The sequence below is a fragment of the Patiriisocius marinus genome (assembly GCF_008974325.1).
Taxonomy (GTDB): Bacteria; Bacteroidota; Bacteroidia; order Flavobacteriales; family Flavobacteriaceae; genus Patiriisocius; species Patiriisocius marinus.
The window spans coordinates 481,270-508,082 of the sequence record NZ_BKCG01000001.1 but is presented as its reverse complement, the minus strand read 5'-3'; the positions used below and the strand labels follow the sequence as shown (position 1 = coordinate 508,082).

Annotated in this window: 29 protein-coding genes and 1 tRNA gene; 28 read left to right on the top strand and 2 right to left on the bottom strand. The window is 33.6% G+C overall.

Annotated features, from left to right (window positions below):
• Window positions 1-3,324, bottom strand: coding sequence for a glycosyltransferase family 117 protein (locus tag GBH57_RS02270; protein WP_151672430.1), 3,324 nt, complete (start codon window positions 3,322-3,324; stop codon window positions 1-3).
• A 227-nt stretch (window positions 3,325-3,551) separates the two neighbouring features.
• Between GBH57_RS02270 and GBH57_RS02265 the strand changes: the two genes are divergently transcribed.
• A tRNA-Gln gene (locus GBH57_RS02265) sits at window positions 3,552-3,622 on the top strand.
• Between the two features lie 311 nt (window positions 3,623-3,933).
• A complete protein-coding gene (locus tag GBH57_RS02260; protein WP_151672429.1) occupies window positions 3,934-4,533 on the top strand; it encodes a hypothetical protein in 600 nt (199 codons plus the stop codon).
• 68 nt (window positions 4,534-4,601) lie between these two features.
• On the opposite strand, the gene GBH57_RS02255 is transcribed toward GBH57_RS02260, so the two are convergent.
• The gene (locus GBH57_RS02255; protein ID WP_151672428.1) at window positions 4,602-5,861 is read right to left on the bottom strand and encodes an NAD(P)/FAD-dependent oxidoreductase; all 1,260 of its coding nucleotides are present in this window, start codon (window positions 5,859-5,861) and stop codon (window positions 4,602-4,604) included.
• A gap of 107 nt (window positions 5,862-5,968) precedes the next feature.
• On the opposite strand from GBH57_RS02255, the gene flxA reads away from it, so the two are divergent.
• The 26 genes from flxA (at window position 5,969) to GBH57_RS02125 (ending at window position 26,786) form a co-directional block, all read left to right on the top strand.
• On the top strand, window positions 5,969-7,495 hold the full coding sequence (gene flxA / locus GBH57_RS02250) for a flexirubin biosynthesis tyrosine ammonia-lyase FlxA (protein ID WP_151672427.1): 1,527 nt from the start codon (window positions 5,969-5,971) through the stop codon (window positions 7,493-7,495).
• A 6-nt stretch (window positions 7,496-7,501) separates the two neighbouring features.
• Window positions 7,502-8,632: a WG repeat-containing protein gene (locus tag GBH57_RS02245; protein WP_151672426.1), complete on the top strand. Its 1,131-nt coding sequence runs from the start codon at window positions 7,502-7,504 to the stop codon at window positions 8,630-8,632.
• Between the two features lie 15 nt (window positions 8,633-8,647).
• Window positions 8,648-9,379, top strand: coding sequence for a flexirubin biosynthesis SDR family reductase FlxB (flxB, locus tag GBH57_RS02240; protein ID WP_151672425.1), 732 nt, complete (start codon window positions 8,648-8,650; stop codon window positions 9,377-9,379).
• A gap of 2 nt (window positions 9,380-9,381) precedes the next feature.
• A complete protein-coding gene (locus tag GBH57_RS02235) occupies window positions 9,382-10,602 on the top strand; it encodes a beta-ketoacyl-[acyl-carrier-protein] synthase family protein (RefSeq protein ID WP_151672424.1) in 1,221 nt (406 codons plus the stop codon).
• Window positions 10,603-10,607: 5 nt separating this feature from the next.
• A complete protein-coding gene (locus tag GBH57_RS02230) occupies window positions 10,608-10,850 on the top strand; it encodes a phosphopantetheine-binding protein (RefSeq protein ID WP_151672423.1) in 243 nt (80 codons plus the stop codon).
• Window positions 10,851-11,080: 230 nt separating this feature from the next.
• Window positions 11,081-11,755 carry a lysophospholipid acyltransferase family protein gene (locus GBH57_RS02225; protein WP_308640211.1) on the top strand — a complete coding sequence of 225 codons (675 nt, stop codon included), beginning with the start codon at window positions 11,081-11,083 and terminating at the stop codon, window positions 11,753-11,755.
• Entirely contained in the window at window positions 11,752-12,678 is a 927-nt protein-coding gene (locus GBH57_RS02220; protein ID WP_151672421.1) for a dialkylrecorsinol condensing enzyme DarA, read from the top strand. Before GBH57_RS02225 ends, GBH57_RS02220 begins: the two co-directional genes overlap by 4 nt.
• Window positions 12,678-13,811, top strand: a complete 1,134-nt coding sequence (gene darB, locus GBH57_RS02215; RefSeq protein ID WP_151672420.1) for a dialkylresorcinol biosynthesis protein DarB — start codon at window positions 12,678-12,680, stop codon at window positions 13,809-13,811. The genes GBH57_RS02220 and darB overlap by 1 nt, the downstream gene beginning before the upstream one ends.
• Before the next feature lies 1 nt (window position 13,812).
• Entirely contained in the window at window positions 13,813-14,247 is a 435-nt protein-coding gene (locus GBH57_RS02210; protein WP_151672419.1) for a hotdog family protein, read from the top strand.
• A gap of 9 nt (window positions 14,248-14,256) precedes the next feature.
• Entirely contained in the window at window positions 14,257-14,715 is a 459-nt protein-coding gene (locus GBH57_RS02205) for a hotdog family protein (protein ID WP_151672418.1), read from the top strand.
• Window positions 14,712-15,113: a flexirubin biosynthesis protein DarG gene (gene DarG, locus GBH57_RS02200; RefSeq protein ID WP_151672417.1), complete on the top strand. Its 402-nt coding sequence runs from the start codon at window positions 14,712-14,714 to the stop codon at window positions 15,111-15,113. Before GBH57_RS02205 ends, DarG begins: the two co-directional genes overlap by 4 nt.
• A 3-nt stretch (window positions 15,114-15,116) precedes the next feature.
• Window positions 15,117-16,118: a BtrH-related acyltransferase DarH gene (darH, locus tag GBH57_RS02195; protein ID WP_151672416.1), complete on the top strand. Its 1,002-nt coding sequence runs from the start codon at window positions 15,117-15,119 to the stop codon at window positions 16,116-16,118.
• Window positions 16,119-16,128: 10 nt separating this feature from the next.
• A complete protein-coding gene (locus tag GBH57_RS02190; protein WP_151672415.1) occupies window positions 16,129-16,872 on the top strand; it encodes an ABC transporter ATP-binding protein in 744 nt (247 codons plus the stop codon).
• Window positions 16,865-18,130, top strand: a complete 1,266-nt coding sequence (locus tag GBH57_RS02185) for an ABC transporter permease (RefSeq protein WP_151672414.1) — start codon at window positions 16,865-16,867, stop codon at window positions 18,128-18,130. The genes GBH57_RS02190 and GBH57_RS02185 overlap by 8 nt, the downstream gene beginning before the upstream one ends.
• Window positions 18,108-18,554, top strand: coding sequence for an acyl-CoA thioesterase (locus tag GBH57_RS02180; protein ID WP_151672413.1), 447 nt, complete (start codon window positions 18,108-18,110; stop codon window positions 18,552-18,554). Before GBH57_RS02185 ends, GBH57_RS02180 begins: the two co-directional genes overlap by 23 nt.
• The gene (locus tag GBH57_RS02175; RefSeq protein ID WP_151672412.1) at window positions 18,547-19,701 is read left to right on the top strand and encodes a beta-ketoacyl-[acyl-carrier-protein] synthase family protein; all 1,155 of its coding nucleotides are present in this window, start codon (window positions 18,547-18,549) and stop codon (window positions 19,699-19,701) included. Before GBH57_RS02180 ends, GBH57_RS02175 begins: the two co-directional genes overlap by 8 nt.
• Before the next feature lie 32 nt (window positions 19,702-19,733).
• Window positions 19,734-20,795: a methyltransferase gene (locus GBH57_RS02170; protein ID WP_151672411.1), complete on the top strand. Its 1,062-nt coding sequence runs from the start codon at window positions 19,734-19,736 to the stop codon at window positions 20,793-20,795.
• 6 nt (window positions 20,796-20,801) lie between these two features.
• The gene (locus GBH57_RS02165) at window positions 20,802-21,422 is read left to right on the top strand and encodes a 3-oxoacyl-ACP synthase (protein ID WP_151672410.1); all 621 of its coding nucleotides are present in this window, start codon (window positions 20,802-20,804) and stop codon (window positions 21,420-21,422) included.
• Window positions 21,419-21,673, top strand: a complete 255-nt coding sequence (locus tag GBH57_RS02160) for a phosphopantetheine-binding protein (RefSeq protein WP_151672409.1) — start codon at window positions 21,419-21,421, stop codon at window positions 21,671-21,673. The genes GBH57_RS02165 and GBH57_RS02160 overlap by 4 nt, the downstream gene beginning before the upstream one ends.
• A gap of 3 nt (window positions 21,674-21,676) precedes the next feature.
• A complete protein-coding gene (locus GBH57_RS02155; RefSeq protein WP_151672408.1) occupies window positions 21,677-22,879 on the top strand; it encodes a beta-ketoacyl-[acyl-carrier-protein] synthase family protein in 1,203 nt (400 codons plus the stop codon).
• Window positions 22,879-23,946, top strand: a complete 1,068-nt coding sequence (locus GBH57_RS02150) for a beta-ketoacyl synthase N-terminal-like domain-containing protein (protein ID WP_151672407.1) — start codon at window positions 22,879-22,881, stop codon at window positions 23,944-23,946. The genes GBH57_RS02155 and GBH57_RS02150 overlap by 1 nt, the downstream gene beginning before the upstream one ends.
• Window positions 23,940-24,716, top strand: a complete 777-nt coding sequence (locus tag GBH57_RS02145) for a polysaccharide deacetylase family protein (RefSeq protein ID WP_151672406.1) — start codon at window positions 23,940-23,942, stop codon at window positions 24,714-24,716. The genes GBH57_RS02150 and GBH57_RS02145 overlap by 7 nt, the downstream gene beginning before the upstream one ends.
• Window positions 24,709-25,335 (top strand): flexirubin biosynthesis/transport protein LolA2, encoded by a 627-nt coding sequence (gene lolA2 / locus GBH57_RS02140; protein ID WP_151672405.1) that lies wholly within the window; start codon window positions 24,709-24,711, stop codon window positions 25,333-25,335. Before GBH57_RS02145 ends, lolA2 begins: the two co-directional genes overlap by 8 nt.
• Window positions 25,313-25,930, top strand: a complete 618-nt coding sequence (gene lolB2, locus GBH57_RS02135) for a flexirubin biosynthesis protein LolB2 (protein WP_151672404.1) — start codon at window positions 25,313-25,315, stop codon at window positions 25,928-25,930. Before lolA2 ends, lolB2 begins: the two co-directional genes overlap by 23 nt.
• Window positions 25,931-25,932: 2 nt before the next feature.
• Window positions 25,933-26,301 (top strand): ApeI family dehydratase, encoded by a 369-nt coding sequence (locus GBH57_RS02130; protein WP_151672403.1) that lies wholly within the window; start codon window positions 25,933-25,935, stop codon window positions 26,299-26,301.
• Window positions 26,301-26,786: a hypothetical protein gene (locus tag GBH57_RS02125; protein WP_151672402.1), complete on the top strand. Its 486-nt coding sequence runs from the start codon at window positions 26,301-26,303 to the stop codon at window positions 26,784-26,786. The genes GBH57_RS02130 and GBH57_RS02125 overlap by 1 nt, the downstream gene beginning before the upstream one ends.
• Window positions 26,787-26,813 lie beyond the last annotated feature (27 nt).

The following is a 26,813-nucleotide window of genomic DNA, read 5'->3' as shown; positions in this document are numbered from 1 at the left end:
TTATTGTTGTTCTTCTGTCTGCATTTCTGTGGAAAGATTTTCTTCTAATAGCTCTAATAAAGTGGAGTCTAATGGAATATCCATGTCTGTTTCTATTCTAGATTTATTGTCTAAATTAATACCTTCTTTTGGTGAGTATAAATATGGAAATAAACCAATATAACCATTAAAGGTACTTACTTCTTTTTCATAAATAGCGTTATTTTCTTTAGCGATTAATATATTAACGATGGCTCTGTATCGCTCCATATCAGTATAGATTTCTCTGTTCAAATCTATTTTCTCTTTTGTTGTAAAACCGCTAAAATAAAGTAGTTTTTCTTGGTAGATTTTAGCTAATTGACGATAAATTTCAAGGCCTTTTTCATTTTTACCAATCTCATAATACCCTAAGACGAATGGTTCTAAAAGAGAATAGAAATCAAACTTGTCAACTGGCATTTTCTCCATAGCTAAGTCTAATATGTCTTCGGCTTTTTTGAACTTTTTTTCGTTAATTAACGTTTCAGCTAATCGAGCAAGATTACTTCTATATGTAAGTCCATTTCTTCGTGTCTCTACATCGTGATAAATATCTGGAGATCCGCTATTACCCCAATCCCAAGCCATAACAATATCGTACATTTTATCGCTATCAATACGTCCCATATCATATAGAACATCTGGGTCAATTTTAGTTTCAATAGGAACCAATTTATAAACAACGCCATCAAGTTGAAGGTAATCTTTCATCCATAAATAGTCGTTATCACCAAAACTACCACCGCTAAAATAGATAGGGCGTTTCCAGTCATTATTAGCAATAATGTCTAGCATCATTAGTGTGTTCTTGTAAATGATATCTTCATTAATTGTCATATCAATATAGTCCACAATTTTGTCAGCATCTTTTTCCTGAACAACACCATTAGCAAGTACAGCATCTTTATTAACAGGTATTCTAACTGTTTTAGAAGGGAATGTGTTAATCACTTGCCCGCTACTTGGTATTGTGAATTTGGTTACTTCACTTTCATTTGCAATCCAACTCATCCAGGTTTTAATGTCTATGGTATCTTTTTTAGTTGGTTGAAAAACAACAAAATCTCTAGAGCCCCATTTATATTCTTCGTGAGTTAATTGTGATGGAATAGGATCGCTGTCGAAGGCTTTCTTTTTCATATCATCAATATACCAGTCAGTGGCAAATAGAGCGGTGTTAATTACTCTTACGTCGCGACGGTATCCTTCTACGTTTTGTAAATACCAAAGTGCAAACGTATCATTATCACCAATGGTGAATATAATTCCGTTTTCTTCAATACTGTCTAAATACATACGAGCCATTGATTGTGCAGTATATCTATTAGATCTATCGTGATCATCCCAGTTTTGCGAAGCTAATAACACGGGAGATGCTAACAATGTAGCTCCTAAGGCTATTGGAATGGCAATTTTTGGAGATATTTTTTCCCGTAACATTTCATAGATAGCATATGCTCCATAGCCTATCCATATTGCGAACACATAAAAACTACCTACTAAAGCATAGTCACGTTCTCGTGGTTCAAAAGGTCTCTCGTTTAGGTAAACTTTTAATGCGAGTCCTGTAAATAGAAAGAAAACTAACAGCACCCAAAAACTCTTTTTATCAAATTTAGCATGGAAGAGAAATCCAATCAATCCTATTATTAAAGGTAGGAAGAAATAGGTATTGCGTCCCTTGTTTTCTAATGCATCTGTAGGTATATTTTTTTGAGAGCCAACTAAAAACTTGTCTACAAAAGGAATTCCGCTTATCCAGTTTCCGTGGAGGTTGTCATAACGTCCTTGAACATCATCTTGTCTTCCGGCATAATTCCACATAAAATAGCGCCAGTACATATAGCCAAATTGAAACTCAAACATAAACCCAATATTCTGTATAAATGAGGGTTTTTCAACGTCTAAGTAGTCGCCAAATTGCTTAAGGAATTTATTGTAATCTTCACTATCAACAAGGCCTTCATTATAGGCTTGTTTAAATTTATCGACCTCGTCTACAAGTCGTTGTTCATTGCTGTATTCCCTTTTAATTGAAAATTCAACTGGGCCTGCAATTTCCATATAATTAGCGCTATGTTCAGCACTCCACATTCGAGGTAAAATTGATTTATGATTATCGTCGTAATTTTGTTTTGCGTTTCGAATGTCGTTTACTATTACATACTTATTGGTCTTTAAATCCTTTTCATATTTAGGTTTGTCGTCTAAATATGGGTTGTCGACATCTAGACCGCTATAGTCTTCTGTAAATTGACCGCCATAAAATAAATGCGTTTCAGGATATTGCTCTCTGTTGTAATATGCTAGTAGTTCTCTTGCGTTATTAGGGTTGTTTTCATTAATAACAGTTCCTGCATTTGCACGGATAGGTAACATCAACCAACTAGAAAATCCAATAAAAATGAACAGTACGCATAATAATAGTGTATTTAGTTTTACATAGCTTTTAGCACGCGTATATTTTAAACCGAAATAAAACAAAGCGATAAACATTAGCCCTGCAATCAACGTACCTGAGTTAAATGGTAGCCCAATACTGTTTACAAAGAAAATTTCCGAAGCACTAAAAAAGCGCATTGTCATTGGGAGCAGTAATTTGAAAATAAATAACAAAATAGCTACCGTAACAAAATTTGCTATGATGAAATTTTTGACAGTTACTTTCTTTGTGTTTTTAAAGAAGTAAAGAAACCCAATTGCAGGTATTGTAAGAAGCCCCATAAAGTGAACTCCAAATGATAATCCAACTAAAAATGAAATAAGAACTACCCATTTATCTCCACGTGGGTTGTTCATATCGCGCTCCCATCGTAGTCCTGCGTAAAATAGCACAGACATAATAAAAATTGCCATAGCATATACTTCTGCCTCAACAGCGCTATACCAAAAACTATCTGTAAAAGTGAATGAAAGCGCACCTACTGCTGCGCTACCAAGTATTGCAATTTGATTATGGGTTGTGAGTTTGTCGTTTTTAGCAACAATATTTGTTAATAGAATGGTGACAGACCAAAACATAAATAAAATGGTAAAGGCACTTGCAAATACTGACATTAAATTTATTGTCAATGCAATATTTGTTGGCTCCATTGCGAAAATGGAGAAGAATGCACCCATTAATTGATAAAGTGGTGCTCCAGGTGGGTGACCTACTTCAAGATTTGAAGCAGTAGTGATGTACTCGCCCGCATCCCAAAAACTGGCTGTTGGTTCAACGGTTAACCAGTATGTTATCAGTGCGATAGCAAAGACAGACCAGCCTAAAATTGTATTCCATTTTTTAAAGGAAAATGAACTCATTTTGCATTTTTTTTGTTAGTGGCGAATTTACTAATAAATAGCTTATCACGTCTCATTAAAGACGTTAACGTGAATTGAAGGTTACATATTTTACTTCTGAAATATTAAGTTGTAATTTTTTGTAATTTTTTATTGCACACTTTTTAAATTGTATTAAATTTGCATCCTCTAAAGAAAACAATACTACTTTGTGACTTTGGAAAGACGAAAGTCTCTAAATAGGGTAATGTCCCATGGTGTAATGGTAACACAGCGGTTTTTGGTACCGTCGTTCTAGGTTCGAGTCCTAGTGGGACAACAACAAATCTCAATCTTTAACTAGATTGGGATTTTTTTATTTACACTAGTTTGTGTCTCTTCTAAGTGTTGATATTACTCACTTTGTTAGTAGTTTCTAAGAGTTTAAAATACTGTTTTTTATGATATAATTACTATTGATTATTTCTTATTAAATTATTCATTTTTATCCGTTACAAATACCTAATACTTTGTTTAAATATTATTAATTATTTCATTTTTAAGTTTTCAAAATGTGATAATTGTACTCTTTTTAAATAAATTCCACCTAATTTTATATTAGACTACATTTGTAACTTAAAATTTAATAAAATGAAAAAACAACTAACATTAGTATTCGCGGTATTAATAGCTGCAACAACGTTTGCTCAAAAAGCAAAAGTTTTAAAAGGAGATTTTAAAGATTTAAAAGGAATTACAGAGTACAATCTAGTTTTTGATTATTCAGATCTTGAAATTCCAAAGTATGATAATGAAGAAGCATTTTTGGAGGATAAAATGGCTAAACGTGAGAAAAAAGAAGCAGGGAGTGGTGAAAAATTTAAAGCTTCTTGGTTTAGTGATAGAGAAGAACGTTATGAGCCTAAGTTTATTGAATCATTCAACAAACGATATGAAGAGTTTCAAGTTGGAAAAGATTTACCAAACGCAGAGTACACAATGAAAGTTCATACAACTTTGTTGTATGCGGGGTATAATGTAGGTGTTATGCGCCAACCATCTAAGGTTGATGCTATAATTACCATCTACAAAACTGATAATCCAGATGACGTATTGTTTTCTGTAAAGTATAAAAAAGCAGAAGGAAATGGAGCTATGGGGTATGATTTTGATTCAGGTTATAGAATTTCAGAATCGTATGCTAAACTAGCTAAAACATTAGCTAAAACAATTAACAAAAAAGCTTGGTAATTAGTTTTTGACTAGAAAAAAGCCCAAACCGTTAAGGTTTGGGCTTTTTTATTGACGGTCTTTAAAAGCTATTTAAGCTTTTTCTCGATAGCTTCTGCTTCCATATCTGCAATATGAGCAACGGTTTTCACAAGTCTATTGTGGTTTTTAACAAATGGATTTGTTTTATCCCAAACGTATCCTGCTAAAACTGCACAGATTTGACTTTTAATAGTTGGGTTCTCTTGGTAATGAAAGAAAATTTTCTGTAAGTTTCCAGAATACCACTCCTTTACATAAGTGGAGAAAACATTAACCCCTTCTTTGATATGATCGGAATACTCAGTTTCCCAATCTACAGTTTCTCCTTCTAGCTGTCTTGCAATGAGCTTTGCAGAAAGTAATCCAGATTCTGTTGCAAATGTTACACCGCTTGAGAATACTGGGTCAAGAAACTCAGCACTGTTTCCTGTTAATGAAAAGCCTTTACCATAAAGTTTAGTTACAGACTTAGCTACATTTTTTATCATTATAGGTTCAAAGTCAAAAGGGATACCCTCAAAGCGAGAATTATAATACTCGCTTGTTTTCATCATTTCTATCAGTTTCTCTGAGTTGGTACCTTTAAAAGATTCCATATATTCCGTTGGTCCAACAAATCCTATACTACATTTTCCATTTGAGAAAGGTATTACCCACAACCAAACGTGTTGACTAACTATATCAAAAGTAATTCTTGTTCCATCGTATCCTTCGGGTCTTTTTATATCATCAACATGAGTAAAAATAGAAGAGTGCTTAGGTATTTGTGAAGGTTTGTCAAGGTTTAATAATCTAGGAAGAACACGTCCATGTCCGCTGCTATCGATTATAAATTGTGCTTTAATTTTTGTGGCTTTATTTTTATTGTCGACAATGGTTGTTATGGAGCTACCATCGTCATTAAATGAAACATCTGTTACTGCATGTTCAAAAGTAATATCAACTCCACGACTTATAAGTTCCTGAGCAATAGTATTATCAAATTCTGCTCTAGGTACTTGCCAAGTCCAGTTCCAGCCATCCGTATGTTTTTTAGAAAAGTCAAATTCACACACTTGCTCTCCTCTAATAAATCGAGCGCCATTTTTCTTTTCGAAATTTTGAGCTATTAAGCAATCAATTAAATCAACTTCTTTAAAATGGTCCATACATCGGGGAAGTAAACTTTCCCCTACAACAAATCTTGGGAATTTACTTTTTTCTATTACTTTTACTTTTATCCCCTTATTGTGAAGGTAAGCAGAGGCAACTGAACCTGAAGGTCCAGCCCCTATTATTAGCACGTCTACAGTTTCATCGCTCCCCATTGTCTCTGTTTTATAATTGTTTAATTATACTAAATTTGCAAATCAAAATTAGTTATATTTATTTTAGCTAAATTACAAACTAACCAAAAAAACGCAGGCCACATTTCATGTTACAATTTAAAGGAGAATTAGGAGTAGGAGAGTTTTATGATGTGATATTCAAAAATAAAAAAATAAAAATCCACGATGAAGTTTTAAAAACAGTTCAGGAAAGTTTTGATTTTTTAAAGGAGTTTTCAGCTAACAAAGTAATCTATGGAGTCAACACTGGTTTTGGTCCCATGGCGCAGTATAAGATAAAAGATGAAGATCTTATTTCGCTCCAATACAACCTTATTCGTAGCCATGCTTCGGGTACTGGAAATCCAATTTCACCTCAATACGTAAAGGCTGCAATGCTAGCTAGATTAAATACATTGAGTCTTGGGAATTCAGGTATTCACGTTTCAGTTATTCACTTAATGACTGAATTAATTAACCGAAATATCACTCCATTAATTTATGAACATGGGGGAGTTGGTGCTAGTGGAGATCTTGTTCAGTTAGCACATTTAGCATTAGTTTTAATAGGAGAAGGTGAAGTTTTCTATAATGGTGAACGAATGGCAACTGCTGATGTTTTTAAGGCTGAAAACTTAAACCCTATTAAAGTTGAATTACGCGAGGGATTAGGGTTGATGAATGGTACTTCAGTAATGACTGGAATAGGTATTGTTAATACAATATATACACGTCGTTTATTAAACTGGATGATTAAAGCAAGCTCAGCTATTAATGAAATAGTAGAGGCTTACGACGATCATCTTTCAGAAGAAATTAATCAGACAAAAAAACATAAAGGTCAGCGCGCTGTTGCACAAGCAATGCGAGATCATTTAAATGATAGTTCATTAACTAGAAAACGTGAGCATCATTTATATAAAGAAAATAGCGATGTAGAGGTTTTTGAAGAAAAGGTTCAAGAATATTATTCTTTACGTTGTGTTCCACAAATTTTAGGGCCAGTTTTGGATACCTTAGAAGCTGTTGAAAATGTAATGATTGAAGAGGTGAATTCGGCAAACGATAACCCTATTGTAAATGTTGAAAAGAAGCAAGTGTATCACGGCGGAAATTTTCATGGGGATTATGTTTCCTTAGAAATGGATAAGCTTAAAATTGTTGTTACAAAAATGACGATGCTTGCCGAAAGACAACTAAACTACCTTTTAAATTCTAAGTTGAATGATATATTGCCTCCATTTGTGAACCTTGGACAGCTAGGATTAAACTTTGGGATGCAAGGAGTGCAGTTTACTGCAACGTCAACAACTGCAGAAAACCAAATGCTTTCTAACCCAATGTATGTACATTCTATTCCTAATAATAATGATAATCAGGATGTAGTAAGTATGGGGACAAATGCGGCTTTAATTACTAGAAAAGTAATTGAAAATGGTTTTGAAGTAATGGGAATTCACTTAATTACAATAGTACAGGCAATTGAATACTTAGGAGTACAAGATAAAGTGTCTTCTAAAACAAAGGAAATGTATAGCCAAATAAGAGCTATTGTCCCAGCATTTGAAGATGATGTAGTGATGTATCCTTATGTTAACGCTGTAAAAGACTTAATTATTAATCAAGAAAAATAAAACACCATGAAACGTTTTCTCATTTTAATTCTCACAGTATTATTAACGTCAACTTCTTTGTTAGCACAAGAATTAGCAAGGGTTAGGGATAATGATCAATTTGGATATATAGATAAAATGGGTACGTTTAAAATTAATCCGCAATTTGCGAAAGCAGGAGATTTTTCTGATGGACTAGCAGCTGCAATGAAAAATGATCAATGGGGTTTCATTAATACAAGTGGTGACTGGGTAATTGAACCAGAATATGATAAAGTAAAACCGTTCAATTCTGGTTATGCCTTAGTTTTAATCGATAAGCATTGGAATTATATAGATAAAAATAACAAAGTGCTACAGACACCTGTTAAGGAGAAGTATTATGACTTTAATAAATTTGGCGTTGCATTTTACTCTATAGATAAAAAAGTTGGGCTTATAAACACAAAAGGAGAGGTTGTTTTAGAACCTAAATACAATGTAATTAAACCTTTTGTAGATGGTTATGCTAAAGTTAGAGTTGATGATAAATGGGGTATGATCGATACTTCTGGTAAAGAGTTTGTTCCTGCTATTTATGATGAGATAGGAGATTATAGGGGCCAAGGAATAGCTGTTCGAAAAGGAGATTCATTTGGAATTCTTGTTGAAGGATCTATGAATATTATTTCTGGTGCAGATAAGGTTTGGGATTTTCCGGAAGGAGAAAAACTCACTTATGCTAGAAAAGATAAAAAGGTAGGTTTCGTAAATGCAAAAGGAGCATGGATAATTTCACCACAGTATTATAAAGCACGTGCATTCAGCAATGGGTTAGCACCAGTTTTTAACGATGATGCTTGGGGTTATATTGATGAAACAGGTAAAGAAATAATAGCGTTTCAATTTAGAGATGCTGAAACATTCGCAGATAATGGATTGGCTCCTGTAAAAGAAAAGAAATTATGGGGTTTTATTGATAAAACCGGTAAAATGGTTATTCCTGCACAATATGCAATTTCTGCAGGGGGGTTAAATATTTTTTCTAAAAATAATCCAAAAGGATTTTTAGGAAATTTAGCAAGAGTTAAATATGAGAAAAGTTGGGGTTTTATTGATGAACAAGGAAATCCTTTAGGTGGAAAATGGTATCAAAATGTTGAGCTATTTGCTAAATAAAAATTAAAAAAATACATGAAATACGCATTAGTAACAGGAGGTTCAAGAGGAATAGGTCGAGCGGTTTGTATACAATTAGCTCAGGATAGTGAGTACCATATTCTTATTAATTACAATAGTAATAAAGTTGCAGCAGAAGAAGTAAAAGCAGCCGTTGAAGCTCATGGAAAAACAGCTACACTTTTACCTTTTAATGTAACTGATGCAACTGCAGTTCAAACCGCTTTGGATACTTGGCAAGATGAAAATAAGGACGCGATAATTGAGGTTATTGTCAATAATGCGGGAATTACTAAAGATGGGATGTTTATGTGGATGCCACAAGAAGATTGGCATACTGTAATCAACACAAGTCTAAACGGGTTTTTCAATGTAACAAACCATCTAGTTCAAAAATTATTACGCAATCGTTACGGTCGAATTATTAATATGGTTTCGGTTTCTGGTTTAAAAGGAAATCCTGGCCAAACAAATTATGCTGCAGCAAAGGGAGCTGTTATAGCTGCAACTAAATCACTTTCGCAAGAAATTGCTAAAAGAAACATTACTGTAAACGCAGTTGCACCTGGGTTTATTAAAAGTGATATGACAGCAGATCTTGATGAAAAAGAACTTAAAAAAATGATTCCTGCTAATCGTTTTGGAGCTGTTGAAGAAGTAGCACATCTTGTATCTTTCTTAGCGTCTAAAAAAGCTTCGTATATTACCGGAGAAGTTATTAGTATAAACGGCGGAATATATTCTTAATTATGAAAAGAGTAGTAATTACAGGAATGGGAATTTACTCCTGCATTGGTAAAAATTTGCAAGAAGTAAAGGAGTCTTTATACAACGGGACTTCGGGAATTGTGTACGACGAAAAGCGAAAAGATTTTGGTTTTCGTTCTTGCTTTACAGGGCAAGTTGCGCCACCTGAACTCAAAAAATTATTATCTAGAAGAGAGCGCGTAAGTATGGGAGAAGAAGCGCAGTATGCGTATGTTTCTACACTAGAAGCTCTCGAGCAAGCTAAAGTAAGTCAAGATTATTTAAATAAAAACGAAGTAGGGATTCTCTTCGGAAATGATTCTACAGCAAAATCTGTTATAGAATCAATAGATGTTATTCGTGAAAAAAAGGATACAACCCTTGTGGGCTCGGGTGCTATTTTTAAAGCGATGAACTCAACAGTTACAATGAACTTGTCAACCATTTTCAAACTAACAGGTGTTAACTTTACAATAAGTGCAGCTTGTGCAAGTGGTTCTCACGCCATTGGAATGGGATATCAGCTCATTAAAGCTGGGATGCAAGAGATGGTTATATGTGGCGGAGCACAGGAATTAAATATGCTGGCAGTTGCTAGTTTTGATGGTTTAGGTGTTTTTGCAACAGACCAAACAGATGCAGCAAAAGCGTCAAGACCATTTGATAAAGATAGAAATGGTTTAATTCCAAGTGGTGGAGCAGCAACATTGATACTAGAAAGTTACGAATCTGCTATCGAGCGAGGAGCGACTATTTTAGGAGAAATAGTAGGATATGGGTTTTCTTCTAATGGAGAGCATATCTCAACACCTAATGTGGAAGGACCTTCAAGAGCAATGAGGAAAGCACTAGATCAGGCTTCTATAAAACCTGAACAGATTGATTATGTTAATGCTCACGCTACATCAACGCCTGTAGGTGATGCTAATGAAGCTAAAGCAATCTTTGAAGTATTTGGGCCAAAGGGGCCGCACGTTAGTTCAACTAAATCAATGACAGGTCATGAATGCTGGATGGCAGGAGCGAGCGAAGTAGTATATTCTATGTTGATGATGCAACATTCATTCGTTGCACCTAACATAAACTTGGAAAATCCGGATGAAGATTCGGAGAAATTAAACTTAGTGAAGAAAACGTTGGATAAAAAAATAGATGTATTTTTGTCGAATTCTTTCGGATTTGGAGGAACAAATTCAGCATTAGTTATAAAAAAATTGCAATAACACCGATGGACAAAACAGAAATCATTGAAAAAATACATTACTTTCTAGTAGATGAATTTGAGGTTGAAGAAGATGATCTTACACCTGAAGCACATCTTAAAGAAACGCTAGAGCTTGATAGTCTAGATTTCGTAGATTTAGTTGTAGCTGTAGAATCTAGTTTTTCAGTAAAATTAGTAGGTGATGATTTTAAAGGTGTTGTTCTTCTTCAAGATTTTTATGATTTAATTGAACGCAAAATAAGTTAATATAAGGACTTTATACTATGAGTTCAGAATGGGAAGGTAAGTCCAAGGGGTCCGTTTTTGGGTACAGGGTATTTGTTTTTCTAATTAAGAATTTAGGAGTAAAGGCCGCATATCTACTACTTTTCTTTGTTGCGTTGTATTATTGTTTTTTTGCACCTTCAAATGTAAAAGCAATTTTCTATTATTTCAATTCAAGATTAAAATATAGCAAGTTTAAAAGCATTGTACATGTGTATAAGAGTTTTGTAACTTTCGGTAAAACAATTATCGATAAGGTTGCCATTTCATCTGGAATGAGGGATAGTTTTACTTATGATTTTGACGGTAGGGAGAATATTAAAAATTTATTAGATAATAAACAAGGAGGGATACTTATAAGTGCTCACGTAGGAAACTTTGAAATATCAGAATTCTTTTTTGCTGAATTAGATCAAACCGCTACAATAAGTCTCGTCGTTACTGATGCAGAGCGTCAAGCTATCAAAGAATATTTAAGTAAATATACTAGAAAGTCACACACCAAGTTTATCGTGATTAAAGAAGATATCTCTCATATTTTTGAAATAAATGCAGCATTAGCTAGAAATGAAATTGTGTGCATGACGGGTGATAGATATATAAAAGGAACCAAGTTTATGGAAGAGCAACTTCTTGGCGAAACAGCTAGATTTCCTGCTGGACCATTTATGATTGCATCACGTTTAAAAGTCCCTGTTATTTTTGTTTATGTAATGAAAGATCCTAAGCAACACTATCATTTGTATGCTCGTACAGCACAAAATATTCATAGAGACGCACCTCATTTACTTCGTGAGTATACTAAAAGTGTTGAGTGGATGCTTAAAAAGTATCCTAAACAGTGGTTTAATTATTTTGATTTTTGGAATTTAAACAAAGCATCATGAAAAAGGTATTAGTTCTTTACTATTCGCAAACAGGTCAGCTTACTAGTATTTTAAAAAATATTACAGCCGATCTTAACGATGCTCAAATAAATATCACTTATCAAGAAATTAAACCAAAAGAGGCATATCCATTTCCTTGGGGCAAAACCGAATTTTTCGATGTATTCCCAGAATCTTTTTTGCAAATACCCTGCGAGTTAGAACCAATTCCTGAGCATGTAGTTAACACAAAATACGATTTAATTTTGTTGGGATATCAAGTTTGGTATCTTACTCCATCGGTTCCTGTAAATTCGTTTCTTAAGTCAGCTCAAGCAAAAAAAATACTATCTAATACACCTGTGATAACCGTAATTGGTGCTAGGAATATGTGGATTATGGCACAAGAGAAAATGAAAAAACTTTTGCTAGATTGTGAAGCAAATTTAGTTGGGAATATAGCAAAAGTAGATAGACATATTAATCACGTAAGCGTTATTACAATTCAGTATTGGATGTTGAAAGGTAAGACAGATAATATGTGGGGTATTTTTCCGAAACCAGGTGTTTCAGAAAAAGATATAAAGGCGTCGTCTGTTTTTACTAAGCCAATTGCTACTGCATTAAAGACAAATAATTTTAGTAATCTTCAAGAGCAATTGATTACTCTGGACGCAGTAAAAGTAAAACCATATTTAATTGCAACTGATATTAGAGGGAATGTTGTTTTTAGTAAATGGGCAGCTATGTTAATTAAAAAAGGAGGACCAAAAACACCTGCAAGACAGAAACTTTTACCCTACTTTAATTATTACATGATATTTGCAATATGGGTTATTGCTCCAATTGTTTTTATTGTATTTTTGCTCACTTATATCCCCTTATTCAGTAAAATTAAAAGAGATAAGAAGTATTATTCTTCTGTCACATTAAAGAAGGCTTAATGAAAGACGTTTACATTACAAAAGTTAGTAAATATTTACCTAATTCCCCTGTTGATAATGATTCTATGGAATCTCGATTGGGTGTTGTGGGTGGAAAAGCTTCAAAAGCTCGTCGCATTGTACTTCGTAACAATAAAATTGTAAACCGTTATTATGCGATTGATGACCACGGAAATGTGACTGATTCAAATGCTGGGCTAGCAAAAAAAGCAATTGAAGGGTTATTCGATGAGAATTTTTCAGCTGATGATATAGCGTTATTATCTGCAGGTACTTCAAGTGCAGATCAAAGCTTACCTTCTCATGCAGCTATGGTTCATGGTGAACTAGGTGGTAGTAATATGGAAATCAATTCGCCTACGGGTGCTTGTTGTAGCGGAATGAACGCTATGAAATATGCCTATATGGCAATAAAAGCTAATGAAGTTCCTAACGCAGTTGCAGTAGCTTCAGAGCGTGTTAGTGGATGGTTGCGTGGAGATCTTTATGAAGATGATGTTGCACACCTTTCAACGTTAGAGGAAAACCCTATGCTGGCTTTTAATAAAGATTTTTTAAGATGGATGTTGAGTGATGGTGCAGGAGCTTTACTTCTTGAGTCTGAACCTAAAGGCGACCTTAATTTTAAAATTGAGTGGATGGATGGATATTCATTCGCAAATGAACTTGAAGCTTGTATGTATTCGGGTTCAGAGAAAAATGAGGATGGATCTTTAACTTCTTGGAATGAAATACCAACTAGCGATTGGACTAAAAAATCGGTTTTTGCATTAAAACAAGATACGCGTATTTTAGGTTCAAATATTCTTGTAAAAGGTGTAGAATCGATGGTTCGTAGTTTGGAAAAACACAATATGACTGTAGAGGATATTGATTTTTTTCTACCACATATTTCATCGTATTACTTTAAAGATAAATTATATGCTGAGCTTAAAGAGCGAGGTGTTGAGGTGTCTTGGGATAAGTGGTTTATGAATTTAGATCAAGTTGGTAATGTAGGTTCTGTATCTGTGTATTTAATGATAGAAGGATTAATGGCAACAGGCAAACTTAAAAAAGGTCAAAAAATTTGGTTAATTGTACCGGAAAGCTCTCGCTTTTCATATTTCAATGCTTTATTAACTGTTTGTTAGTATGGATTTATTGCCAGAAATTATTACAAATGCTGCGATTGTTGAGGATTTAATTCCTCAGAAAAAACCATTTGTAATGGTCGATTCACTATTAGCTTTTACTAAAAAATCCATAACAGCAGGATTAACTGTAAAGAGCGAAAATATTTTTTCGCAAAGCGGAAATTTTACAGCGCCAGGTATTATAGAGCACATGGCTCAAACTGTTGCACTGCATACTGGTTATGACTTTTTTCTTAAACAACAACCCGCCCCAACAGGATACATAGGTGCAATAAAGAAAATTCAAATAGTAACATTGCCTAAAGTTGACGATACATTGACAACTACTGTCAATATTATCCAAGAATTTATGGGCATAACCTTAGTGACTGTTTCAACAAGCTGTAATGGAATGGTAATCGCTACTGGCGAAATGAAAACAGCATTAGCTTAGTACATACTTATGAAGCGAGATATTAAAAACTTTGATGTACATAATTTTCTACCACATCGAGCACCTATGCTTATGGTTGACAAATTGCTAAGCTTAACAGATGATTCGGTTTCTTCAAGTTTCAGAATTACTACAAGTTGTCCTTTTGTAAATACAAATCACTTTTTGTCTGAAAGTGGTCTTATTGAAAATAATGCCCAGACGTGTTCAGCTATAGTTGGACAAAAGTTTTTTGACGATAGCGATCTAGAGGGGAAGGGAAATAAAGTTGTGGGCTTTATAAGTGCTATTAAAAAAACAAAAATCTATACACTTCCTAAAGTGCTAGATACAATAATTACAAAAGCGTCACTTATCTCTAAATTTGACATGGGAGATTATGTAATGTGTACTATGGAAACTTCAACTTTCAATAATGAAGATTTAATTGTAGATTGTACAATGAATCTAATCATTCGCGAAGTTTGAAAAAAAAAGAAGTACCACAAGACGAAAGCAGTTTAAACAAAGTAAATTCTAAGGAATTATGCTATGCTGTGGATGAAGATGGAAACTATACTACAGAATTAAGTAGTGGATGGGATCCCAAAAAAATTGCCTTAGACAATGCCCTTGAAGATATTGAAAAGCGTGTTGAAGAAGCTCGTTTAAGAGTACTTGCAGGCACAACAAGCCCAATTGAATATTACATGGAGTTGTGTAAAATGGATTTAACTATTTTAGCTAGCTATGTAGGTTTTTTTAAGTGGACTGTTAAGCGCCATTTTAAACCTAGCGTATTTCAGAAATTATCGAATAAAAAATTAGCTAAATATGCTGATGTATTTGACATCACGATTGAAGAACTTCAAAACGGTCCCTCTTAAATTATGAAAATCGATTTCACACATCATCAATCTGCACATTGCGAAAATGGCGTAGTGTCTAACTTAATGAAGCATAACGGTTTTCAAGTAAGTGAGCCTATGGTTTTTGGTATAGGTTCAGGATTGCTTTTTTGTTACATCCCGTTTTTAAAAGTGAATTATGCACCAGTCTTTACTTATAGAGCAATGCCAGGTCATATTTTCAATCGTTTTGCAAAGAGAGTTGGAATAAAAGTAAAACGAGAAAAGTTTAGTAACCCTACTGCAGCAAAAAAGAGACTAGACGAAAATTTAGCGGCAAATAATCCAGTAGGTTTACAAGTTGGAGTTTATAATTTAACTTATTTTCCAGATGAGTATCGCTTTCATTTTAATGCGCACAATTTAGTCGTATACGGCAAAGAGAATGATACTTATTTAATAAGTGATCCAGTGATGGAGAATGTGACAACCCTTACATCTAAGGAATTAGAAAAAGTACGTTTTGCCAAAGGGGCAATGGCGCCCAAAGGACATATTTATTATCCAACAGTATTTCCAGATAAATTAGAGCTTGAAAGTGCAATTGTAAAAGGCATTAAACATACCTGTAGGGATATGGCTGCCCCAGTTCCATTTGTAGGGGTAAAGGGAATTAAAACTGTCGCTAAACTTATAAGAAAGTGGCCTAAAAAATTAGGGGTAAAGAAAGCAAACCATTACTTAGGGCAGATTGTACGAATGCAAGAAGAAATAGGAACTGGTGGTGGCGGATTTAGATACATTTACGGTGCTTTTTTACAGGAATCTGGTGAGTTGTTAAAAAACGAAGAGCTTAAAAAACTTTCTATAGAAATGACTGAAATAGGTGATATGTGGCGAGATTTCGCTTTAGAATCTTCAAGAATTTATAAAAACCGAAGTAACTCTATTGCAATAGATAAATACGATGAAGTTGCAACTTTGTTAGAATCAATAGCCAATCGTGAAAAAGCATTTTTTAAGAAATTAAAAAAAGCTGTCTAATTTAACTTGCATGATTTCAATTAATCAGCTTTCAAAGAAATATGAAGATGCAGAAGACTATTCTGTAAAAAACTTGAGTCTTGAAATCAATGAAAATGAGATTTTCGGACTTCTTGGGCCTAACGGTGCAGGGAAAACTACTCTAATTTCAATGCTAAGCTCATTAATCAAACCTACTTCGGGTTCTTTTTCAATTGATGAATTAACTTTTAAAGAACATAAAAATAAGCTTAAGAAAACGATAGGGATTGTGCCTCAAGAATATGCATTATATCCTACAATGACCGCATATGAAAACCTTTGGTATTTTGGAAATATGTACGGATTGAAAGGGGTTAATCTAAAGAAAGATATTTTGGATCAATTAGCAGTTCTTGGCTTAGAATCTTTTGCTCATAAAAAAATTCAGACATTTTCTGGCGGGATGAAACGTCGTGTAAACCTACTTGCTAGTATACTTCATAAACCCAAAGTGTTATTTTTAGACGAACCTACTGTGGGTGTTGATGTACAGTCTAAAAATGTAATTATTCAGCATTTACAAAAACTTAATAAAAATGGTACTACCATAATTTATACTTCTCATCACTTAAATGAAGCAGAAAGTTTCTGTGACCGAGTTGCAATAATTGATAAAGGCGAAATAGTTATAAAAGGAACTCCTGCTCAATTAATCAGCAATCTAGAAAACGCAACAAACCTTGAGGATGTATTTTTACAATTAACGGGTAAAGAACTTAGAGACCATGCATAAAATTTGGGTTTCAGCTATAAAGGAATATAAGTTGCTCTCAAGAGATTTGGGTGGAATAGCAATTTTATTTTTAATGCCACTTGCTTTGTTATTAGTGATTACACTTATACAAGATAGCAGTTTTAAAGCAGTCAATAGTGTTAAGATACCTATTCTTCTTGTAGATAATGATCAAGGAGAAGTGGCTGCAAGTATTAGAGAAGGTTTGTCAAGTTCAGACGCATTCGCAATAGTTCAAGAGCAAAATGCTGAAACTGCAAAAGCTAAAGTTTTTAACGGTGATTATCAACTAGCGATTGTTATTCCTGCAACCTTATCACAAAGGTTAGCGACTAAAGTAAACGATAATGTTGAGCGTATGTTAGCTGCATTTGGTTTAGAAGAAGCGCCTTCTATGGCATTGGAAATTGAAAAAGTGCAACCTATCCAAGTTACTTTGTATTTTGATCCGGCAACACAGGGTTCATTTAAAAATCAAGTAAAAAGCGGTATTGACAAAATGATTTCTAAAATAGAAACTCAAACTATTTATAAAGCCTTTCAAGAACAATTAGGAGAAGAAGATCAGCTTTTTGAAACCGAACCTTTTATCACCTTTAAAGAAGTTACACCAACAAATGGTGAAGCAGAATTAATACCCAACAGTGCACAACACAACGTTCCTGCTTGGGCTTTATTCGCTATATTTTTTATTATAGTTCCATTATCGATAAATATGGTGAAGGAAAAAAATCAAGGAACTTTTGTTAGGTTGAGGACTCAGCCTATATCCTATGCAACGGTTTTAGGTGGAAAAACAATAGTTTATTTGGCCGTTTGCCTAATTCAATTTGCCTTAATGTTACTAGTTGGATTATTTGTTTTTCCATTATTAGGGCTTCCAGTTTTAGATGTAAGTGGCAAGTTGCCTATGTTGTTTTTAGTTGCTTTTTTTGCCGGCTTAGCAGCAATTGGTCTAGGGCTTTTATTAGGTACTATAGCAAAAACTCAAGAACAAGCTGCTCCATTTGGGGCTACATTTGTAGTAATACTTGCGGCTTTAGGAGGAGTATGGGTTCCGGTTTTTATCATGCCTAAATTCATGCAACAGCTCTCTAACATTTCTCCAATGAATTGGGGATTAGAAGGGTTTTATGATGTCTTTCTAAGAAATGCTTCTGTTTTACAAGTACTGCCTGAAATCTCTTTATTATTTTTGTTTTTCCTCGTAACACTATTAATTTCAATACTATATAATGAAAAGAAGCACGCTGTCTAAAGCAAAAACACTTACGCATATAAGCGAAATTAGAGTGCGATTTGTGGAAACAGATCCCCTTGGTATTGTTTGGCATGGAAATTATATACAATATTTCGAAGATGGTCGTGAAGCCTTTGGTCGTGAACACGGTATAGGCTATCTTGATCAAAAAGACCATAACTTTTCAACACCAATCGTTACATCTTCCACGTCACATAAATTACCACTGCGCTATGGTGATGTGGCCAAAGTTGAAACAACTTACATAGATTGTGAAGCAGCTAAAATTATTTTTCGCTACAAAATTTATAATCCAGAAGGAAAGCTCGCATGTACTGGAGAAACAGTTCAAGTATTTGTTGAATTAGGAGGAGAATTATCACTTACAATACCAGATTTTATTGTTGAATGGAAGAAAAAAGTTGGACTAATTAATGCATAAAATATTTGTTTCATATAATAATATCATTTCTAGCTTAGGCTTTAACAGCAAGACAGTAGTTAATGCAATAAGCAAAGAAAAAAGCGGACTCTCATTGATAGACAATCCTGATGTATTGCCACACCTTGTTTTTGCTTCGGTTATTAACGATGTTTTACTAGACAAGGCATACGCCGAAATTTCAACTAATCAAGAACATACTAGGTTAGAAAAAATGATGCTTTTATCAATGGATAATGTTCTTAAAATTTCAGAAATTAACATTACTAAAAAAACAGGATTAATTATTTCAACAACCAAAGGTAATATTGATGCGATTGATGATGATAACTCTTTTCAACCAAAACGAAGTTACCTTTCATCTCTGGCAAATAGTTTAAAGGCTCATTTCGGTTTTACAACTGAACCTATTGTTGTTTCTAACGCGTGTGTGTCTGGAATTCTTGCAATAGCAGTAGCTAAAAGATACATTGCAATAGGGCGATTTGACGAAGTAATTGTAGTTTCTGGTGATATGGTTTCACCATTTATTTTAAGTGGTTTCGATTCGTTTCAAGCTTTGAGCAGTGAACGCTGTAAGCCTTATGATAAAAATAGAACAGGTATTAATATTGGTGAAGTTGCAGCTACAGCTTTAGTAACTTCTAAAAGTGAAAACCTAGCACCTGAAGCCGTTGAGGTTTTAGGAGATAGTGCATGCAATGATGCAAACCACATTTCCGGACCGTCAAGAACAGGTGAGGGACTTTATAGGAGTATAAAAAATGCATTAAAAGAAGCTGGTATTACTAGTGAAGATATTGACTATATTTCAGCTCATGGAACAGCAACAAATTTTAATGATGAAATGGAATCAATCGCTTTTGGTAGGGCTGGAATGAGCACAGTGCCTATTAATAGTTTTAAAGGATATTTTGGGCATACCCTTGGAGCATCGGGATTGTTAGAAACTATTTTAGGAATGCATTCACTAGCTAATAACACACTTTTTGCATCTTTAGGTTTTGAAGAATTAGGGGTTTCTCAGCCTTTAAATGTTGTGAAGACAACTACAAAAAAACCACTCTCAATATTTATTAAAACTGCCTCTGGATTTGGAGGATGTAATACTGCTGTAATTTTTAAGGAAGTGAATAGTATCAAATAGGTTATATTTAACATTTAATACACAACGACACAATGAATACGAAAGCTGAAACCGCCTTTGATGCAGTGCAAGAAGCACATAAAATTGCATTTGCACCTTTTGTATTTCAAGCAACGGTATCATTGAAAAAACTAGGGATTTTTAGTTATATTTTTGAAAATAGAAAAAGAGGTGGTGTCTCTATTACTCAAATAGGTGATGCATTAGAACTTGATACTTATGGTGTGGGCGTTTTACTTGAAATTGCAGAAAGTTCATATATAGTTGCCCAAGAAGAAGGGAAGTATAGGTTAACTAAAACAGGATATTTCTTAAATTATCATGAGACTACTAGAGTTAATTTAAACTTCACAAATGATGTTTGCTATAAAGGTTTATATCATCTACCTGAAGCCATAAAAAATGGAACTCCAGAAGGATTGCAAGAGCTTGGAAAGTGGAGCACTATTTATGAAGGGTTGTCACAACTTCCAAAGGATATTCAAACATCTTGGTTTGAATTTGATCATCATTATAGCGATCCGATTTTTGATGAAGCATTAGAAAAATTATTTACCTATAATCCTAGTATTATCTATGATATAGGAGGAAACACTGGGAAGTTTGCAATGAATTGTCTTGCAAAAGATCCTGAAGTTAAAATGCGAATTTTAGATTTACCAGGACAATTAAAAAAGGCAATCGCTAATATTACAGCGAAAGGATTTTCTGATCGCGTTATTGGACAAGAAATAGATTGGCTCTCAAAAAAGCCCAAAAAATTACCTAAAGGCGTAGATGTAATATGGATGTGTCAATTTTTAGATTGTTTTTCTGAAGCAGAAATAAGCACCATAATAAACACGGCTGTTAATGCAATGGATCAAGAAACAAGGTTAGTAATAATTGAAACATATACTGACCGTCAAAAATTTGAAAATGCCCGTTTTGCTTTAGAAGCAACCTCATTATATTTTACAGTGATGGCGAATGGTAATAGTAAAATGTATCCTTCAACGGTCTTGAAAAGAATAATTAATGAAGCAGGTCTTTTTATAGATGAAGATGTAGCTTTAGGGGAGTATCACACAATGTTTGTTTGTAAGAAAAAATAATTTCTATTGGAAAACACATATTACATTTCAAATTACTGTAGCATAAAAAATGGAAAAGCTTCACTAAATGGCAATAGCCAAATAACTTCTAGTGAAACAGAAATACCTTTAGTTTTAAAAAACATCTATAAAGAATTAGATCTTAATTATAGAAAATTTTTTAAAATGGATACCTTAAGTAAGCTGTCTTTTTTGGCTGCCGAAATGTTATTGAAAACACCCACTGAGGCTATTGAAGAAAGAGATATTGCTGTTGTTTTAAGTAATAATGCCTCAAGTTTAGATACAGATAGAAAACATCAAAAATCAATTGCCGATAGCACTAATTATTATCCTAGTCCAGCTGTGTTTGTTTACACCTTACCTAATATTTGTATAGGTGAAATTTGCATTAGGCATAGGTTATATAGTGAGAATAGTTTTTTTATCTTTGATGACTTTAGCGGTGAGCATCTATTTGACTATGCAAGCAGCTTAATCTCCTCAAAAAAGTCAAATGAAGTTCTCTGTGGATGGGTAAATGTAGATGAAGAAAATTATGAAGCTTTTATGTATTTAGTAAGTACAGAAAAGAGTAAAATTGAACATACAACCAAAGAAATAAATAGATTATACCAAGAATTATGAGTGAACTAAAAGAAGAATTAAAGACTAAAATCATCGAGCAATTAAATCTTGAAGATGTTACAGTAGCAGAAATTGCAGATGATGAGGTGTTATTTGGTGATGGCTTGGGTCTTGATTCAATTGATGCACTTGAGTTAATTGTAATGCTTGATAAAGATTACGGGATTAAATTAACTGACCCTAAGGATGGTAAAAAAATCTTTGAATCTGTAAATACTATGGCTGCTTTTATTGAAGCTAATAGAGCATAGTAGATGAGTAAAAGTGTAGCCATAACTGGGATGGGAATAATTTCTGCTATTGGAAACAATGTGGAGGAAAATTACCTATCACTAATAAATGGTAAAAAAGGGATTTCTAAAATCTCAAAAATAGATACTATTCATAAAGACTGTATTATGGTTGGTGAAATAGCCTATACTAATGCAGATTTAGAAAAGTCTTTAGATTTACCAGCAGACCATAATTATTCTCGTTCAAGTTTACTCGGTGCATTTGCCGCTAAACAAGCCGTTGAAAATGCTGGAATAACTAATATGGCTAAGTATCGATCCGGATTAATATCTGCTAGTACTGTAGGTGGGATGGATATGACTGAAAAGTATTTCTACGATTATATTGAAAACCCTACAAACAGAAAGTATATTGATGGACATCATTTAGGTGATGGAACTCAGAAAATTGCTAAGCTATTAGGAATAGAAGAGAGCTTCGTTTCTACAATAAGTACTGCTTGTTCATCTGCTGCTAATGCAATAATTATAGGTTCTAGATTGATTAAATCTGGAAAATTAGATCGTGTAGTAGTAGGAGGAACCGACTGTTTGTCTAAGTTTACTATTAATGGTTTTAAAACATTAATGATACTTAGTGACACTTATAATACACCTTTTGATGATGCCAGAAAGGGCTTGAATCTAGGTGAAGCTGCAGCGTACCTTGTTTTAGAAAGTGATGAGATTGTAAAAGCAGAAAATAGAAAAGTATTGGCTTATGTTAAAGGCTACGGTAATACAAATGATGCATTTCATCAAACGGCTTCTTCAGAAAATGGAGATGGTGCGACAGCTGCAATGGAGAAAACGTTAAGGGTTGCTAACCTTGCTCCTAAGGATGTTGATTATATTAATGCCCACGGAACCGCAACACCTAATAACGATTTATCTGAAGGTCGTGCAATTATTAGAGTTTTTGGCGAAGAAGTTCCTCCATTTAGTTCAACTAAAGCATACACAGGCCACACGCTTGCTGCTGCAGGAGGGGTCGAAGCAATATATGCAGTATTGGCACTACAAAACAATGTGATATTTCCAAATCTGAATTTCAAAAACAAGATGAAAGAGTTTAGTATTACTCCAGAAACATCACTCATCAAAAAAGAATTAAACACTGTGCTTTCTAATTCGTTAGGTTTTGGTGGTAACTGTACTTCGGTATTATTTTCTAAAAAGCCCTAATGAAAAAAGTATTTATAAATAGCATAGGAGCAATTACCTCTCAAAAAACATTCGATAACTCGGAGTTTTTAAATGAAATTGTCAATTATTCAACCACTAATATTTCAGTTGTAAATCCTAATTACAAAGCATATTTAGATGCTGGTTCAGCTCGCCGAATGGCAAAAGGAATTAAAATGGGAGTGGTAGCTTCAAAGGTTGCATTAGAAGAAGCTGGACTGGAATCTGTCGATGCTGTTATAACTGGTTCAGGAATGGGTTGTGTTATTGAAAGCGAACGTTTTGTTGCTAAAATAATCGACAATAATGAAGAATTTTTAACCCCAACATCTTTTATACAATCCACACATAATACAGTGGGAGGGCAAATAGCTTTAGGGATACAGTGCAAAGGGTATAACTTTACATATGTTCATTCAAGTAGTTCGTTTGAAACTGCTTTGTTAGACGCCCAATTACAATTAGAACTCGATGAAGCTACTAATATTTTAGTAGGAGGTGTTGATGAGCTTGGCCCGCATATGATTAAAGTACACGGTTTAATAGATCATATTAAGCAGGAACAAACAATAGATAATTTGAATATTCTTTCGTCAAAAACTGTTGGCGCTGTTTTTAGTGAAGGAGCTTCATTTATTGTTTTATCAAATGCCAAGCAAGAAAGTACGTATGCTGAGTTAATAGATGTTGCAATATATAATACCCTTGGATTAACAAGAGTTGAGACTAAATTGTACGAATTTCTAAAACAAAATAATTATACAGTAAATGATATTGATGCAGTTGTTTTAGGGAATAATGGCGATGTTAATTTTGATGAGTATTTTAATAAACTTTCCGAAGGAGTATTTGCTAACACACAGCAGGTGGTTTATAAACACTTAATTGGAGAGTATAAAACGGCATCAGCATTTGGGGTTTGGCTTGGCGCCAAAATGCTAAAGACTCAACAAATGCCAGATTGCATTAAACTTAATGATAAAGCACCATCTGCTTTAAATACCATTCTCATTTACAATCAGTATCGCGGAGATAATCACACCTTCGTGATGTTACGCAAATGCTAAATTTTAAAACAGTTAATGTTTTCTTTACTCTTTTAGTAGCAATATTAATAGTTGCTAGTTTTTTTGTGGATTTAAGTTATGTTGTTTTTATAACTATTGGAAGTATATGGTTGCTTGTAACTATGTGTGGTTCAGGATTCATACGCTGGAATTATTTTTTTAAATCACTTTATAGCAATCCAAATACTCAAGAGCCAATTATCTCAATAACATTTGACGATGGACCACATCCAGAGTTCACACCAAGAGTTTTAGATTTACTAAAAAAGCATAATGCAAAAGCAACTTTTTTTTGCATAGGAAATAATATAAAAGCAAACCCCAAGCTATTGAATCAAATAATAAATGAGGGACATACAGTTGGGAACCATACATACCATCACGCTAATAACTTTGGTTTTTTAGCAACCAATAAAGTAGTGGGTGAGCTTAATAAAACAACCACCCTAATAAAAGAGGTTTCAGGGAAGACAGTTAAAATGTATCGACCAGCATTTGGTGTTACAAATCCTAGGATTAAACGGGCTATAGCTACTACTAAACTTGTATCAATAGGATGGAATAAAAGATCTCTTGATACACTTCCGTTTTCGAAGGAATATACTTTGAAACGAATTACACGAAATTTAAAGCCTGGCGATGTCATTTTATTACACGATACAAGTGAAAAGAGTATCGCTGTTTTGGAACACTTATTGCTATTTTTACAAAAGCATAAATTAAAGTCGGTTACAGTAGATCAACTTTTGAATATTCAACCCTATGAGTAAGGTATTATTAATGGTGTTTATATTTGTTTCTTCAGTCACTTTTAGCCAAGAGACTGCAATGAATGCTTCTGAAATTGAGTCATTTAAAGCTATGGTAGTTAAAGCTTCACAAGAAGCGAATACTATTAAAAGTGATTTTATTCAGTATAAACATTTAGACTTTTTAGATAACGATATAGAAACTTTTGGAGCACTTCAGTTCAAGGCTCCAGGATTAGTAAAATGGGAGTATACAAAACCATACGAGTATAGTGTTATTTTTAAAGATGAACAATTACTTATTAATGATGGAGGTACAAAAAATGCCATAGACATTGGGAGTAGCAAGATGTTTAAAAAACTTAATCAGCTTATAGTTAACAGCGTGAAGGGCGATATGTTTAGCGACGACGATTTTAATGTCACTTATTTTAAAACAAGAAATTCAAGTAAGGCAGTGTTTGTCCCTAAAGACAGTAAAATGTTAGAGTATATTGCCTCATTTGAATTGCTTTTTGATACAACAGACGGTGCAGTAACGCAAGTGAAAATGATTGAACCATCACAGGATTATACAAAAATTGTATTCTCTAATCGAAAGATAAACACTCCTATCGATGATTCGGTTTTTACTCAGTAGCCTTTTAATACTAACGCTTTTTTCGTGTGGACCTAAGATAATAAAAGGGCTTGAAGTTCCTGTTTCAAAACAGAACATAGGTAGCCCATATTTTTCTGATCTATCCAAAGATTATGTTTATAAAGCAAAGCTTGATATCTACGGAAATTATTTTGGCGGAATTTTAATTGTCAAGAAAATTTCCGAAGTAAAACACCGAGTTGTTTTTACAACTGAATTTGGAAGTAAAATATTTGATTTTCTATACGATGGTGATACCTTTACCAAGAATTTTATTCTGCCAGATTTAGATAGAAAAATTGTAGTTAATACATTAGAAAAGGATTTTAGAATTCTGATTACTGAAAAAACAGATGTAGTATCACAATACCAAAATTCAGAATATGATGTGTTTGAAACAGCAAATTCTGATGGTGGGAATCTATTTTCTGAAAACGTGGAGTCAAAACAATTGTATTCAATTGCAAATGCCCCAAATGGAAGAATAAAAATATTGATTACATTTAATGATGTTGAAGAAAATATCGCAAAAAAAATTAATATCAATCACAATAATATTAAGCTGTCAATAGCACTTGAATATCTTAAAAAATAAAAATGTTAATTAAAGATTTATATACTCTTGAAAATTTCGAATACACTGATGGTGTGGTTGAAGCTGAAATATATCTAAATAAGGATAATGATATTTTTAAAGGCCATTTCCCTGGGAATCCTGTAATGCCTGGAGTATGCATGATTCAAATTATTAAAGAACTTACTGAAAAGGCAGTTGACTCAACATTATTTTTAAGTGAGACTACAAACATTAAATTTATGGCTATTATTAATCCTAATAAAACGCCATATTTAAAACTTTCAATCACTATTACAGAAGTAGAAAACGGTTTTAAAACAAAAAACATCTCTAGTTTTGGAGAAACCCTAGCACTAAAAATGAGTGCATTATTTACAATTATAGACTAATGAAACTTCTATACTTTTTTTTATTACTTGCTACTGCATCTATTAGCGCGCAATCATTAGATGCCGTAAGAACTTCCTATGTAAAAGTAAATGAGGGAGATCAAGCTATCGCTATTTTTGAAAAAAACCTAGCTTCGGTTAAAGAAGATTCTAGCGTTAAAGACGCTTATAATGGTGCTTTAATGACACTTCAATCTAGATTAGTAAAAGGCGTGAAAAACAAAAAAATACTATTTAAAGATGGAGTTTTATTATTAGAGAAAGCTGTTCTTGCTAATTCTAACAATATTGAAATTAGAGTTATCCGATTAAGTATTCAAGAAAATGCTCCAAAGTTTTTAAAGTACCGAAACGACTTAGATGAAGATAAAAACTTTATTCTTTCAAATATCTCCCAAACAACATCAGCTGACGTTCGTAAATTTGTGAAAGGGTATGTGCAGCAATCCTCACTCTTTACTGATGCTGAGAAATCTAGTTTTTAATTTCTAGCATTTTGAAAATGCTTTCAA

Bases quoted from the DNA above. Each gene is read 5' to 3' on its own strand.
- GBH57_RS02270 (WP_151672430.1), bottom strand. From the start codon at position 3,324: ATGAGTTCATTTTCCTTTAAAAAATGGAATACAATTTTAGGCTGGTCT.
- GBH57_RS02260 (WP_151672429.1), top strand. From the start codon at position 3,934: ATGAAAAAACAACTAACATTAGTATTCGCGGTATTAATAGCTGCAACA.
- GBH57_RS02255 (WP_151672428.1), bottom strand. From the start codon at position 5,861: ATGGGGAGCGATGAAACTGTAGACGTGCTAATAATAGGGGCTGGACCT.
- flxA (WP_151672427.1), top strand. From the start codon at position 5,969: ATGTTACAATTTAAAGGAGAATTAGGAGTAGGAGAGTTTTATGATGTG.
- GBH57_RS02245 (WP_151672426.1), top strand. From the start codon at position 7,502: ATGAAACGTTTTCTCATTTTAATTCTCACAGTATTATTAACGTCAACT.
- flxB (WP_151672425.1), top strand. From the start codon at position 8,648: ATGAAATACGCATTAGTAACAGGAGGTTCAAGAGGAATAGGTCGAGCG.
- GBH57_RS02235 (WP_151672424.1), top strand. From the start codon at position 9,382: ATGAAAAGAGTAGTAATTACAGGAATGGGAATTTACTCCTGCATTGGT.
- GBH57_RS02230 (WP_151672423.1), top strand. From the start codon at position 10,608: ATGGACAAAACAGAAATCATTGAAAAAATACATTACTTTCTAGTAGAT.
- GBH57_RS02220 (WP_151672421.1), top strand. From the start codon at position 11,752: ATGAAAAAGGTATTAGTTCTTTACTATTCGCAAACAGGTCAGCTTACT.
- darB (WP_151672420.1), top strand. From the start codon at position 12,678: ATGAAAGACGTTTACATTACAAAAGTTAGTAAATATTTACCTAATTCC.
- GBH57_RS02210 (WP_151672419.1), top strand. From the start codon at position 13,813: ATGGATTTATTGCCAGAAATTATTACAAATGCTGCGATTGTTGAGGAT.
- GBH57_RS02205 (WP_151672418.1), top strand. From the start codon at position 14,257: ATGAAGCGAGATATTAAAAACTTTGATGTACATAATTTTCTACCACAT.
- darH (WP_151672416.1), top strand. From the start codon at position 15,117: ATGAAAATCGATTTCACACATCATCAATCTGCACATTGCGAAAATGGC.
- GBH57_RS02190 (WP_151672415.1), top strand. From the start codon at position 16,129: ATGATTTCAATTAATCAGCTTTCAAAGAAATATGAAGATGCAGAAGAC.
- GBH57_RS02185 (WP_151672414.1), top strand. From the start codon at position 16,865: ATGCATAAAATTTGGGTTTCAGCTATAAAGGAATATAAGTTGCTCTCA.
- GBH57_RS02180 (WP_151672413.1), top strand. From the start codon at position 18,108: ATGAAAAGAAGCACGCTGTCTAAAGCAAAAACACTTACGCATATAAGC.
- GBH57_RS02175 (WP_151672412.1), top strand. From the start codon at position 18,547: ATGCATAAAATATTTGTTTCATATAATAATATCATTTCTAGCTTAGGC.
- GBH57_RS02170 (WP_151672411.1), top strand. From the start codon at position 19,734: ATGAATACGAAAGCTGAAACCGCCTTTGATGCAGTGCAAGAAGCACAT.
- GBH57_RS02160 (WP_151672409.1), top strand. From the start codon at position 21,419: ATGAGTGAACTAAAAGAAGAATTAAAGACTAAAATCATCGAGCAATTA.
- GBH57_RS02155 (WP_151672408.1), top strand. From the start codon at position 21,677: ATGAGTAAAAGTGTAGCCATAACTGGGATGGGAATAATTTCTGCTATT.
- GBH57_RS02150 (WP_151672407.1), top strand. From the start codon at position 22,879: ATGAAAAAAGTATTTATAAATAGCATAGGAGCAATTACCTCTCAAAAA.
- GBH57_RS02145 (WP_151672406.1), top strand. From the start codon at position 23,940: ATGCTAAATTTTAAAACAGTTAATGTTTTCTTTACTCTTTTAGTAGCA.
- lolA2 (WP_151672405.1), top strand. From the start codon at position 24,709: ATGAGTAAGGTATTATTAATGGTGTTTATATTTGTTTCTTCAGTCACT.
- lolB2 (WP_151672404.1), top strand. From the start codon at position 25,313: ATGATTCGGTTTTTACTCAGTAGCCTTTTAATACTAACGCTTTTTTCG.
- GBH57_RS02130 (WP_151672403.1), top strand. From the start codon at position 25,933: ATGTTAATTAAAGATTTATATACTCTTGAAAATTTCGAATACACTGAT.
- GBH57_RS02125 (WP_151672402.1), top strand. From the start codon at position 26,301: ATGAAACTTCTATACTTTTTTTTATTACTTGCTACTGCATCTATTAGC.